This is a genomic window from Nostoc sp. DedSLP03, from assembly GCF_034530815.1.
Classification (GTDB): domain Bacteria; phylum Cyanobacteriota; class Cyanobacteriia; order Cyanobacteriales; family Nostocaceae; genus Nostoc.
Genome location: NZ_JAVRCK010000036.1, coordinates 34971 through 48599, shown reverse-complemented (window position 1 = coordinate 48599; position 13629 = coordinate 34971). Strand labels below are relative to the sequence as shown.

The 13629-nt window shown below is 39.0% G+C and carries 10 protein-coding genes and 1 pseudogene; 6 read left to right on the top strand and 5 right to left on the bottom strand.

What is annotated here, in order from left to right; genetic code table 11:
* Window positions 1-178 precede the first annotated feature (178 nt).
* Complete coding sequence (locus RM368_RS18475; protein ID WP_322686256.1) at window positions 179-424, top strand: hypothetical protein; 246 nt, start codon at window positions 179-181, stop codon at window positions 422-424.
* A gap of 152 nt (window positions 425-576) precedes the next feature.
* Here RM368_RS18475 and RM368_RS18470 read toward each other — a convergent pair.
* From RM368_RS18470 to trpS, 3 genes and pseudogenes are all read right to left on the bottom strand, one after another.
* Window positions 577-1400 (bottom strand): annotated as a pseudogene (locus RM368_RS18470) (Rpn family recombination-promoting nuclease/putative transposase).
* Window positions 1401-1526: 126 nt separating this feature from the next.
* A complete protein-coding gene (locus RM368_RS18465) occupies window positions 1527-2456 on the bottom strand; it encodes a methylenetetrahydrofolate reductase (RefSeq protein WP_322695405.1) in 930 nt (309 codons plus the stop codon).
* A gap of 58 nt (window positions 2457-2514) precedes the next feature.
* Window positions 2515-3525: a tryptophan--tRNA ligase gene (gene trpS / locus RM368_RS18460; protein WP_322695404.1), complete on the bottom strand. Its 1011-nt coding sequence runs from the start codon at window positions 3523-3525 to the stop codon at window positions 2515-2517.
* A gap of 255 nt (window positions 3526-3780) precedes the next feature.
* On the opposite strand from trpS, the gene RM368_RS18455 reads away from it, so the two are divergent.
* Window positions 3781-3915 carry a hypothetical protein gene (locus tag RM368_RS18455; RefSeq protein WP_322695403.1) on the top strand — a complete coding sequence of 45 codons (135 nt, stop codon included), beginning with the start codon at window positions 3781-3783 and terminating at the stop codon, window positions 3913-3915.
* 470 nt (window positions 3916-4385) lie between these two features.
* On the top strand, window positions 4386-5966 hold the full coding sequence (locus RM368_RS18450) for a B12-binding domain-containing radical SAM protein (RefSeq protein WP_322695402.1): 1581 nt from the start codon (window positions 4386-4388) through the stop codon (window positions 5964-5966).
* 101 nt (window positions 5967-6067) lie between these two features.
* Here the strand turns inward: RM368_RS18450 and RM368_RS18445 are convergent, their stop codons facing one another.
* Together RM368_RS18445 and RM368_RS18440 are read right to left on the bottom strand one after the other, a co-directional pair.
* Window positions 6068-6934, bottom strand: a complete 867-nt coding sequence (locus tag RM368_RS18445; protein ID WP_322695434.1) for a calcium-binding protein — start codon at window positions 6932-6934, stop codon at window positions 6068-6070.
* A 320-nt stretch (window positions 6935-7254) separates the two neighbouring features.
* Window positions 7255-8523: a glycosyltransferase family 4 protein gene (locus RM368_RS18440; protein ID WP_322695401.1), complete on the bottom strand. Its 1269-nt coding sequence runs from the start codon at window positions 8521-8523 to the stop codon at window positions 7255-7257.
* A 151-nt stretch (window positions 8524-8674) separates the two neighbouring features.
* Here RM368_RS18440 and RM368_RS18435 point away from each other — a divergent pair, with 151 nt between their 5' ends.
* The 3 genes from RM368_RS18435 (at window position 8675) to RM368_RS18425 (ending at window position 13246) form a co-directional block, all read left to right on the top strand.
* Window positions 8675-9409, top strand: coding sequence for a DUF429 domain-containing protein (locus RM368_RS18435; protein ID WP_322695400.1), 735 nt, complete (start codon window positions 8675-8677; stop codon window positions 9407-9409).
* Between the two features lie 196 nt (window positions 9410-9605).
* Window positions 9606-10094, top strand: a complete 489-nt coding sequence (locus tag RM368_RS18430; protein WP_322695399.1) for a hypothetical protein — start codon at window positions 9606-9608, stop codon at window positions 10092-10094.
* A 98-nt stretch (window positions 10095-10192) separates the two neighbouring features.
* Window positions 10193-13246: a tetratricopeptide repeat protein gene (locus RM368_RS18425; RefSeq protein ID WP_322695398.1), complete on the top strand. Its 3054-nt coding sequence runs from the start codon at window positions 10193-10195 to the stop codon at window positions 13244-13246.
* Window positions 13247-13629 lie beyond the last annotated feature (383 nt).

Here is a 13629-nt window from a genome sequence, read left to right as displayed (position 1 = left end):
CTCTCCACTCTTTTGTTTGAGACTATATCAGGAAATTGGATGGCTCTGAAATCTAAAAGGGTATAACCTACTTTTGCAAGGTACTTCCGACGTATTGAAATATACTCTTTTTGGAAGATGAATCGCTCTTTAAGGGTGAATATAACGTTAATTAGAAATTATAAAAGAGGTTCAAGCAATGGCTACAAATACAGGTAACGGACAATCTCAAACAGCGATTAGCGACTTGGAGTATGATTTTATCACCGTTTTGCACAACAAGGCTGAAGCTGTTAAAGCTTACGATACATACATCAAAGATGCAGAACAAGTAGGTTCTCAACCTTGTGTAGAGTTGTTCCAAAAATTGCGGCAATCTGATATTGAACACGCACAAGAGATTCGCCAACATCTACAACAAGTGCTGCAACACGGTAAGATGTAACCCAGGTTTTGAGTTCGTAGGCGTAAGCCCGTCGTAGACATCGCTTCTAGTTTAGTTTAGCTAAAACAAAAAGAGGCGATGTCTTAAACATGCTATTCGGCGTCACACCTGCTGATTATATTAGAGGCAAGCACTGCGCACTATAAGATAAACTAATTCTGGGCTGCTTGCTCTACTTGCGCCACCGTTAAATCAAGAGCCACCGCCACTTGTTCTACACTCAATCCCAATGCCAACAATCGGGGAATAGCTTCTAACTTAGCTTCCTGGCGACCTTCCTGGCGACCTTCCTGGCGACCTTCCTGGCGACCTTCTTCTAAGCCATCTGCCTTGATTGATACATCCGTGTTTTTTTGAATTCGTCGTCTATACCCAACATTTCTGCTAACTCCTCTCGGCTTAACCGGGTAAATTTGTACAACAGAATAGTCTCTATCAATTCTACAATTTGCTTGCTGGTAGATTCATCTGTTAGTTGTTGCCTTGCTTGTAAAATCAATTCTCTACCTTTGTCAACGGCTGTCTTTTCTCTTTCGATAATTAATTTAACGATCGCAACTTGAAGTGAGTTCTCCCCCGTATCTAATTCATCTAGATAAATGCGTTGCACTTGTGAACTGTCTAGCAGCAATTGATATGGTAGGCGATCGTTTGGATCTAAACTTCGTTGCGGATAGATAACAACTGCACGCCAAAAATTGACTGATTCGTTTTGACGCAAGTAAAGGAAGATTTCGGCAAAGAAGCGTCTATAAAAATTTGCGTCTAATTGAAACTGAACTTCAACAAAGTAAAGTGGTTGGTTTGTAGTTTCACTTGTGGGGATGAATACCCCATCAATCCTGAAAGCAGTTTCTTTTAGCTCGACTGAAAAAAATTGATATGCGTTGATATTGGCAGTCGTGTCGCCAATTATGGCAAAAAATATGCTAGGAAAAGCTTGAAATAAGCTATAAAATATTTTGTCAGTTTGCACCTAAATTTAGTCAAAGGAACATTGGATATTGAAAGTCTATCAAAAATAGTGTAACCGCGTCTGTTTCAACACAAAAAAAGCAGATAGGAATAACCATCTGCTTTCATAAAAGATTCATTCTTTAATTTACATAGATACCAACTGATTCACTGGAGCAATCCCAGCCAAATCTAAAATTGGCGCGATCGCATCTTCACGCTTCACCGCCATCATGTGAACACCTTGACATAATTGCTGCGCTATCTGCACTTGCTCGGCAGCAATTTTTATGCCTTCCTCAAAAGGGTCTTTGGCTTTTGCCAATCTATCAATAATATGTTGGGGAATATTTACACCTGGCACACATCTATTAATAAACTGGGCATTTTTGGCTGATTTCAATAGAAATATTCCTGCCAAAATCGGTTTTTTATAACCAGCAGCAATGGTATCCATAAACTTTTGTAGCAGATCAAAATCGGTAATCAATTGACTTTGAAAAAACTGCGCTCCGGCTTCGATTTTGCGTTCAAATCGACTTTGTAAACCTGACCAACTTTTACATTGCGGATCTACTGCTGCACCAACAAATAAATCTAAGGCTCCATCAGTCAAGGGTTTTTCATTGCAATCAACGCCTTGATTCATCTTCCGAATCAGTTGCAGCAATCGCACAGCTTCCAAGTCAAACACTGCTTTGGCATCTGGATGATCGCCTGATTTTACTGGATCGCCAGTCAAAGCTAAAATGTTATTTATGCCTAAAGCATGAGCGCCCATCAAATCAGCTTGTAAACTAATGCGGTTGCGATCGCGGCAAGCAATTTGACAAATCGGCTCTATGCCATTCTGTGATAAAATCACCGACGCCATTAACGAAGACATCCTTAACACGGCGCGGCTACCATCAGTAACATTGACAGCATGAACCCTTCCCTTAAGAGTCGCCGCCATTTGAATCATGTGTGCTGGATCTCCCCCTTTCGGCGGTGCTACCTCGGCGGTAACTAGAAATTCACCTGCTTGTACAGCTCTGCGAAAGTCATTTAAACCTGTGGGGCTGTGGGTGTGATGCATAACATTAAGACTTTCAATTTCTTAAATGGTATAGCCAATCACACCGAAAAGGGATAAATTATAGAGGAAGAGAGTAGCCTAAAGCAGCTTTTACCTGTGATAAAGTTTGATTTGCGATCGCTCTAGCTTTTTCCCCTCCATCCCGCAACACAGACTCCAAATAGCTTTTATCCGCCGTTATCGAGTGATATTTTTCTTGAATTGGTTTGAGAGACTCAATAATTGTGTCTGTCAACAATGGCTTGAACTGTCCCCAGCCCATATCCTGACACTCAACTGCCACATCTTCCTTTTTCTTCCCTGACAGCAATGTATAGAGCGTTAACAAATTATTACACTCTGGACGCGCTGGATCGTCAAAAGTCAGCCCCCGAATCGGATCGGTTTTACAACGCTTAATTTTGTATTGAATCTGCTCTGGTGAATCTAGCAAACTGATTCGGCTTAACTCTGAAGGATCGGACTTCGACATTTTGCGTGTACCGTCCGCTAAACTCATCACCCTAGCCCCTTCTTTGCGAATCAAAGGGTCTGGTAACTTCAAAACTGGTTGTTCTGGTTTACCAAATTGGTGATTTAACCGCGCTGCAATATCCCGCGTCAATTCCAAATGTTGCTTTTGGTCTTCACCCACTGGCACTTTATCCGCTTGGTAAAGCAAAATATCAGCTGACATCAGCACAGGGTAATCCAATAAGCCTGCACTCACATTTTCTCCTTGTTTAACAGCCTTTTCTTTGAACTGGATCATATCTTGCAGCCAGTTCAGAGGCGTAATGCAGTTGAGCAACCAAGTGAGTTCGCTGTGGGCCGAAACGTGGGATTGTACAAAGATAGTGGAGTGATTTAAATCAAGACCACAAGCTAGATAAAGAGCAGCAAGAGTGTAGGTATCAGCTGCCAACTGTTTTGGGTCATGTGGCACTGTAATCGCGTGTAAATCAGCCACAAAAAGGTAATTTTCGTATTCGCTCTGACCTTCTACCCAGTTGCGAATGGCTCCCAAGTAGTTACCTAGATGGTAATTGCCGGTTGGTTGAACTCCAGAAAGAACACGTTGCTTGCCCATAAATTCCAACTTAGTTATCTCAAATCCGCGTTATGTCAAGTGGCGATGTCTGGCGACAAGTTACTTGCGCCTACGCAAAACTCATTTAATTTTGACATTTTCCAGGTCAACTCGCCCTTGTGGAATGAGAGATTTTAACTCAACTTTGATTGCTATAGAAACTCTTCACAAAGGAAAACGACAATTTAGTGTACTTTAGACAGCTTGTAAAGTGGGCATTGTAAAGCTTGACTGTAGTCCGTTGTAAATAAAAAGATGGCATTGTTGGTCGATGCAATGGCATTGTTAGTCGGAACAATCGCACTGTTAGTCGATGCAATGGCATTGTTAGTCGGAACAATCGCATTGTCAGTCGATGCAATGACATTGCAAAAGGTTGCGTTTACATAACACGGCAATAGAAATACTAAACTGCAAAACGCTGTATTAAAGCTTTTTCTCCTTATCAAAGCAGTTTATGTACTTTTGATTTACAAAGATAGACAAAATTTAAATTCTTTTCAGAGAAAGTAGCAGTAACCTCAACATTATGAGCTAATTTTTTCACTCAGGAGAGTCTGGTGATGAAAGCTTTACTACTCTGACCTATAAAAATGCTCAATTATTTCTGGATTTACTAACAGACGATTGGTGTGGCAGTTTTTCGTTGCACAAATTCGCCATTATATTTTATGACAACGGCGGTAATCCTGCTAACACTAAAAAATTACTTTTGCCAATGCAAATGTCTCTCTCAAGACAGATAGAGAAAGAATAAGGATAGTGGGATTGTAGCATCATCTCTGCAATTATTATTCAAAACACAGATTTATCAAAAGTAAAAAATCTTCCAACCAAAATTTAATTAGAGGACTACAGCAATGAAAGTACTCTTACTTTACCCCCGCTTTCCCAAAACGTTTTGGTCTTATGACGAATTCATGAAGATAGCGGGGCTTAAGGCATTTATTCCACCATTAGGGATTCTGACTGTTGCTGCTATGCTCCCAACAGACTGGGAAGTTCGGTTTTACGATCGCAATGTTAACCAAGAAACGGATGCTGATTGGCAATGGTGCGACATCGTGATTCTTTCTGCCATGCTTGCACAAAAAGAAGACTTTCTCGCCCAAATTCACAAAGCAGCGCAGCTGGGGAAAAAAGTTGCTGTGGGTGGCCCTTATCCGACCTCAGTGCCAGAACCTGCTCATAAAGCAGGAGCTAACTATTTGATTTTAGATGAAGGGGAGATTACAGTTCCACAATTTTTAGATGCGATCGCCAAAGGTGAAGAACAAGGAACCTTCCGCGCCTTTGAAAAACCAGATGTAACCCAAAGCCCTATACCTCGCTTTGATTTACTCAAGCGAGATGATTACTTAATGATGGCAATCCAGTTTTCTCGCGGTTGTCCTTTTGAATGCGAATTCTGTGACATCATTAATCTTTACGGTCGCAAACCACGCACTAAAGAACCCAGTCAAACTTTAGCAGAACTCCAAACCCTCTATGAGTTAGGCTGGCGCGGATCTCTGTTCGTCGTGGATGACAACTTTATTGGCAATAAACGCAATGTGAAACGCCTCTTACAAGCATTAATTCCCTGGATGCAGGAACGCAATTATCCCTTCACATTCATAACCGAAGCTTCCGTCAACTTAGCAGAAGATACTGAGCTATTAGAATTAATGGCTAAAGCTGGTTTCTACGGAGTATTTTTAGGTATTGAAACACCAGATCAAGACAGTCTGCAAGTCACTCGCAAGTTTCAAAATACCCGCAATCCCTTGTTAGAAGCCTGTCGTACCATCAATGAAGCTGGATTACTAATCTATGCAGGATTTATCATTGGTTTTGATGGAGAAAAATCTGGTGCTGGAGAGCGAATTCAAGTTTTTGTCGAAGAAACAGGTATTCCTCAACCGATGCTCGGTATATTACAAGCCCTTCCCAATACTGCTTTGTGGGAAAGACTAAAAAAAGAGGAGCGATTATTAGAAGGATTTGGATGTTTGGAGGTAGGGGATCAGAATTCCTTAATGAATTTTGTTCCTACCCGTCCAATGGCTGAAGTTGCTAAAGAATATTTAGAGGCAATTTGGAGAATGTACGAACCCAAAAACTATCTCCAACGTTGTTTTGAACAATGCCTCAAAATTACACCTAATCCCCAACTACAGCAGACGATGTATTTTCCTCCTGGCAAAGGACTGCGACTACTTGCAAACTTACTCTGGCGACAAGGTTGGCAACGCCAGGAAATTCGGGGTCAATTTTGGCAACAGCTTTGGGCTATCATTCGCACCAAACCCCAATTCGTAAATATGTATTTGGGTTTATGTGCTGCTGGCGAGCATTTTTGGGAATACCGCCTTTTAGCTAGAGAGCGCATTATTGAGCAATTAGGATTTGATCCGTTAGTTACGCCTACCCCTGTTGAAAAACCATTAGTCACAATTTAAGATTGGTTGATTGTTGAGCGATCGCTAATGTGTTTTTATTATGTTTTATAAATAGCGATCGCATTAATTTTGCTCACAAAAACCAAACTTTGAAATTCGATTTACTTCTGTGCTAAACTCACCTGTCCTCCAATTAACCCCAAAAATCCAGTTCCAAAGTGCTGAATATCCAAAAAACTTGCTTGCTCCGGTGAGGTTTTATAAATCCGAAATGTCTTCATAATTCCCAAGGTGGCAGCACTTTCTAGAGGCCCAACAAAACTAATATCTCGGTCAAGAAAATAAGGTTGACTAGCCCAGTGAACCATCTGGTTTGCATTCAAAAAATAGCAGCCTGCATGAGGATTGAGGGCACGACAAAAGGTAATTGGTGCATTCATAATTGTACCCTTAAGTTCTGGTTGCTCCTGCACATTTTGAAAAGGAGCAGTTACTCGCAAAGCCAAATCCCCATCAATGTAAGCTTTATGAACCAAACCGTAAGGCGAGATTTCATAACGATTTGGTTGGAGCAAATTTAAATCACCTGCTTGTTGAGTAAACCAATTTAATTTTATAAAAAACCAAGGATCGTGGATAATTAAGTCATCTTCCAAGAAACAGTAATAATCATACTGACCAAGACAACTTTGCAGAACAGATTGGCACTCAAAAGCTAAAAGCAGAGGTTCTACCTTAGTAGAATGAAGCTTATATAAATGGGATGGGAAAGGAAGCTGGTTTAAAAGATGATTATCTTGGGTTGTACAAATAACAATATCTATTTCATGCGATTGCGGCTGGTTAGCAGGAAAAGCTATTCGTTGAGCAATGTTAATAATACTTTGAGATTTACCAAATAATTGGTGTAAGGCGGTAAGGCTATTAGTTAACGCCTGCAAGCGGGGTTGCGGGTCTTTGCGTTGGGAAGCATGACGACCCTCACCGCTAGGTTTGAAAAAATGGGCAATGGTAAAAATAATTCGCATATTTGTCATTAGTCATTTGTCATTTGTCATTTGCATTAAGCTTAGTCGGTGGTGCAGCCTCTCCAAGAGTTGTTGTCATTAGTCATTGGTCATTGGTCATTTGTCATTTGTCATTTGTACTAAGCTTAGTCGGTAGTGCAGCCTCTCCAAGAGTTGTATCGATAGTTTTCTTTTGTCATTTGCTCTCGATCAATAACTAATGATTAATATACTTATTGCAAAAGTCTTTATTTTCAAGTTTTTATTTGCACCTTTGCTTGAGGCAAAAAATATGTATGCAAGTGACAAATAACAAATGACAAATGACCAATGACCAATGACTAATGAATTTTGCCAAATCCTTTAGAATTTGGACGCTTTTTTAAACTATCAGAACTTTTACCAGCGAACATCCATTGCAAATGCTGTGGTAACAATTTGGCCAAATCATAACGCTTGATAATTGTCTCTCGCGCCTTCGCACGAATTGCTTGCATTTCTTGGGGATTATTCAGCGCCTCTTCAACCCGATTAGCAATATTCTGAGGAGAAAAGAAATCTACCAACAGTCCATTCACCCCATCTTGTACGACTTCCAAAACTGGGGCAGTCTTAGAGGCTACTAGTAAACATCCTGCTGCCATTACTTCTAACATTGACCAGGATAATACAAAAGGACGGGTTAAATAAATATGAACAGAAGAGGCTTGCAATACCTGAAGGTACTCATTGTAAGGTAGCCTATCTGTAAAGTGCAGCCTCGATAAATCCAAAGATGATTTTAATTTTTCTAGCATTAATTGTTTATAAGTCTGACCATCAGGGAGATTCTTCCCATAAGCAACTCGATTTTCTCCGACAACTACCACGTGGCATTTAGGTCGTCGCTGCTGAAGTAGCGCTACCGTTTCCATAAACTGCGGAAAACCTCTATAAGGTTCCATTCCTCGTCCTACATAAGTTACCAACTCTTCGACATGAGAAAGATCCAGATTTATTCTTGGTAAAACTAACTTTGCACCTGGTTTGGGAACAAAATAATTGGTATCAACACCATCATGAATTACAGTGAGTTTGCTTTGATATTCTTTGGGAAACTGCTGACGCTGCCAATTAGTTGGAGAAAGACCGCGATCGCAGCTATATAAATCAGTTAAAATCGGCGTATTTTTCACGCGGATACGGCATTCATCATCAGCATTTAGTGGTTCATTAGGATCAAAATCTGCATCTGAACCATGAGCGTGATAAAACCACTCGAAATAACATAATAATTCTGCTTTGGGAAAAATATCTTTCATAAATAAAGTTGGTCCCCAACCAGAATGTCCATAAACTATGTCTGGAACAAAACCTTCGGCTTTTAATTTCTCAGACACGCGATAGACAGCCTGCGCGGTAAGAACAGCATTTTCCAGATTGCGAACGTAATGGTGGGTTTGAGGCGCAGCTTCACGAGAAGGAGTATAAATAGCTTTAAAAACGCCAGGTATTTCCCCTTCTCGACGATTTGTCCCAAAGACAACCTGGCAATTAGGATCTTTACCCAAAACTATCGCTAGGTTGCGAAATTGTGAGGGAAAATTGGGATGTAAAAATAAAACTTTCATTGGAATAATCTTGATTAATTTATTGTGAGATAAAATAAATTAAGACAATCTTTGTAAGATTATAAGATTATTTCTCAAGATTTTGAGCAAGTAAATTTAGGTAAATGGTTGTCAGTAAATGCGAGAATAATCGCAAATTCGTGTTATTACAATGAAATTTATTGGCATTGATTTAGGCTGGCGATCGCAACCAAGTGGATTGTGCTGTTTAGAATGGATAGATGGACAACTACAATTACTCGATCTAGACCGCAAAGATGCCATTGCAGACATCCTCACCTGGATCGATCGCAGCGTCCAACCAGATGAGCCAGCCATTATCGCCGTAGATGCACCTACCCTCATACCCAATGCTACCGGGAGTCGTCTCCCCGACAAACTCAGCCACAAGTACTTTGGCAAATATCATGCGGGATGCTACCCAGCTAATCAAAACCTACCCTTCGCCGATCGCACCATCAACTTTGGCTTAGAATTAGAATCACGCGGTTTTGCACACGCCCCCACCATAGAACCGCAAAAACTCAGTAGATATCAAATAGAAGTCTTCCCCCACCCTGCAATCGTTAACCTATTCAACTTAGAACGCATCCTCAAATACAAAAAAGGACGCCTCAATGAGCGCCGTCTAGAACTAATTAAACTCCAAAATTATCTTCTTGATATTCTCCCCTCCTTCTCTCCTCCTCTGCGTCCTCTGCGTCTTGGCGGTTCGTTTCCTTCCGAAATTCCCACCACAAGCACAACCCTCAAAGCAGTTGAAGATAAACTAGATAGCTTAATTTGCGCCTATGTTGCTGCTTACTGGTGGTATTGGGGAGAACAACGTAATTTGGTATTAGGCGATCGCACCACTGGCTACATTATCATCCCTCAAAGAATTTGAGCTTAAATTGGCCTTAGAAAGTAGGATTTTATCTCACGCAGAGGATGCACAGAAGGAGTTTGAGATAAGTTTTTGCTATGCTATAGGATAAGAAAGCTTTTACCGATTTACCCGTACCACTTTTTTTGTAGCCTACACCCGTACTCAATATATTTTTTTGACAAATATTATTGAATTTCACAGGAGTTATACTGGAATGTCCTTAAGTCGAAGGTTAGCAGATGTGGAGAGAAACCTAGAGTTGTGGTACGAAACTCTGGGAAGTATGGAAAAAGACTTTGCTAAAACCTATGACGCGCGTGCGAAGATTGCGATTACTCAGCAAATTCGAGATGATATTCTTCCGCAGATTCGCAAGTATGAAGCAGAGTATTGGCAGCTTTTGCCGCAGTTTGCCCCTTCGTGTGAAGTAGAAGAAGTTGATGCGCGTAATGCGATCGTTCACGTTGTACAAGAAGTGGAACTGATTGAAAACAAGCCCAGTATCCACTATTCCGATGAATTTATGCAACTGTTACTAGAAATTCGAGATAAACTCAATGAGCCGGGGATACCTGCGTCGGCTAAGGTAAATTTGGCTTTGCCTCTTATACCTGGAATTCTATCTTATGAGGTAGAGCTAGATACAGAAAATGCATTGAGAAGAGCATTGCAGCCAATTAGAGAACTTTTTAGAAAAAAATAATCAGCCCCGATTCAGGCAAGAGTCGGGGCTTAGATAATCCGAAATCAAGTCGTATTACAAGGCAAGATTATAAAAATCGTCAGACTTTGCTTAATCAGGTGAAGAAATTCTGGATCAAAGATGTTCTAGAGAATAGATTACATAATAAAGTACGAATTGAACTGGGATTAGAGGAAAGATACGATGCAATAAATTACCCTTGGACTATGGTGTGGGAGACACCAGATCAATCGAGGCATACACTTTCTCCTGGTACAAGGGTGATTGACAAGTTTGATGAATTGGGAGTAGGAAGATCGCTGCTGATCTTGGGAGAACCAGGAGCAGGTAAAACAATAACTTTACTAGAACTAGCTCGTGACTTGATCGAGCGTGCCGAGCAAGACATTGATTGCCCAATACCTGTAGTGCTGCCTCTTGCATCTTGGGGTAATGCGAAAATGCGTAGAACTTCAATGATTCAAAAAAAACAGAGTTCATTTGAAGATTGCTTAGTTGAGGAGATCAGCAAATACAACATATCTAAAAAAATAGTTCAAGCTTGGCTCAACAATCAGAAATTATTGCTTTTACTAGATGGTTTAGACGAGGTTAGCGTTAATTATCAGCAAGAGTGTGTTCAAAGCTTAAACTACTTCCGCCAAAAATATGGGCAAACGGAGATAGTTGTTTGTAGTCGTGTTCAGGAATATGAGTCTCTTCCGCAACGCCTGAATTTTCAAGCTGCTATTTATTTACAACCACTAACTGTGCAGCAAATAGAACTTTTTTTTGCTGAAGCTGGATCTGAATTAGAAGTAGTCAGAGTCATGTTTCAACAAGATACCACGTTGCAAGAATTAGCAAAGTCTCCCTTAATGCTTGATATCATAGCCCTGACTTATCAAGGAGTATCAATAGAAGATTTTCCTGCCAATAAATCAGTAAAAGAATATCGCCAGCATCTGTTTAATGACTATATTGAAAGAATGTTCTTTCGACACCGAAAACGACACAACACTAGGCAGTATAAATTTGCAAAATCAGAAGTTAAAAACTGGCTAACTTGGTTAGCTCAGAGAATGCTCCAAAATTCTCAAAGTATATTTATTGTAGACCAGATACAGCCAGAGCTACTAAAATTTAATAAGTTGCAACAGCGACTATACTGTTTTTTCAGTAGCTTAATCCCAATTATTACCTTCTCAATTTCGGGGTATATCCTTGGAATGCAGGATTGGGGATGGAGAAACGAACCCAGTTTAGGAATATCCACAGGATTTATGAATGGGTTACTTTTCATTTTTATGATGAAATTCACCCTGTTTATAGATGAAGAACAAGATTTCATTACCTTAACTAAAAGTTTAAAAACAAAAGATATAGTATTGAGTTGCAGTTCGGTTTTCCTTTTAACTTTTGCTATATGGTTTTTGAAAATTCATTTAAAGTGGATTACAGAAGTTTCTTTACTTTATATTATCCAGGGTTGTTGTATAACGCTTTTTTGGTTTAATAGAATTAGCATTTTTTCTAGATCGAGGAATATTGACGAATATAAAGCGGAAAAAGAACTTGAAAAAAGAAGCGCTTTAAACATCGTAACTAGTTCTATAGTTTTGCTTCTAGCTAGTACACTAAGTGGCATACTGTGCGGCAATCTGATTTTCATTTGTATATTAATGACTATTTTTATAAACACTGGTCACAAACTATTTATTCATACGTGGGATTTCTTTATTTTGGGATGGAAGCTCTATCTTGGCATCTCGAAAGTTCAACATTCTGCTGCTATGGATTTGAAATATTTATTAAAGTATTTTACAGAATTAGGTTTTAGTGTTGGCTTGTCTTCAGGATTTTTGTTTACTTTTATATTTATTTTCTCTGATGTAAATCGATTTACTATACGTTTTATCCTATATATAAATAGAGTTATTCCTTGGAATTATAAGCACTTTCTTAAGTATGCTAAAGAAATTATTTTCTTGCAAAAGGTTGGTGATGGATATATATTTATCCATCGTCTGTTGCTAGAGTATTTCGCTTCACTAAAGTACGATCATTCTCTAGAAGCCTTCTTCTTTCGCGTGGAAGCAAGAAGCTATTTTAGAAGTAAAAATTTTAATTATGTATACGCAGAAGCTTTAAAGTTATGCCAAACAATCTTGAAGGATAATCACTCTGAAATAGAAAATAACATACCTAAGTTAGTAGGTTTGTACTATCAGCAAGAAAACTTTGTTGAAACAGAAAATCTAGAGCAAGCAGCTACAACTCTCCTCAAGTCTTTAGTATCCCAAAATCATCATTATGTAGCCTATAGTTTATATAGTCTAGCCAATATTTATCATGAACAAGAATGTCACATTGAAGCAGAATCTATTTATCGTCTAGCTTTAAGACTTACCAACTCTGACAAGTCCAAGATAGGTATTGAAATTAATATTCTAATTGCATTAGGAATGCTTGTTTATGAGAGCAATTATAACCAAGAGGCAAAGTCTTTATTTTTAAAAACCTTAAAACTTAATAATTGGTTATGTGAGAGAGGTCTAATAAAGGTTAAGTTAGACGATCTAACTGTTTCTTACATTAATCAGATTTTATCTAACATATTTTTAGAACAAAAAAACTACAAAAAAGCTGAGGATTTTCTTTTGCAAGCTTTAGAGCTTAGGAAAAAATTATTGGGAGAAGAACATCTTGATGTACTAGATGGCTTTGTCGCTCTTGCTCACATATATGAATTACAAAACCGTTTTATTGAAGCTGAAGCATTGTATGAAAAAGTTTTTGAAATTAGACTTCGTATATTAGGAGAGTGCCATTTGCAAACAATTGATAGCTTACACAAATTAGCTGATACTTACTATTGCCAAAAGCAATTCAGTGAAGCAGAGTCTCGATATTTGAAAGTTATAGAGCTAAGAAAACAGCTATTAGGAAAAGATAACCCTAATTTAGTTGTTAGCCTGTACGATTTAGGAATGACTTATTATATGCAAGCTCGTCACCAAGAGGCTGAGTTGCTATTAGTTCAAGCTTTAGAAATCCTTGAAAGGCAACTAGAAGAAGATTTTAGTGAAGAAGTTCATTCTAATATGATGCTTATTCGCAAAAATATTGATGCAGTTCAAGCAACATTACATTCAGAGCAAGAGACTGAATAGTAAAGCATTCCAATTGACTGATAAACCTTGATAATACGGTGAAAATATCAATGATGAACTGACTGCCAAAATTGATAGTGTGACAAGTATCAGCCCAATTATCATGTATGTTTTTTTGAACCATTGAAAATTTTCTACACCTAAGCGATCGCATGATATTTCATAGCTGCTTATATCATAATGTGATCGATGAGTTAAAAAGTTTGGTTTTCAAATCTTTATACAAGGAAAAGGCAAACAAATAAATGAAAGACCGCAGACATCACAACAACAAGGGTAAACAGCAAGTTCGTTCCCACAAAACCTTAAGGCAAGTGCAGCGTATAGCTCAACGCTTAGGAATTCCCTTTACTTTTTTAAAATCGGCTAAAAGGCGGTAGTAA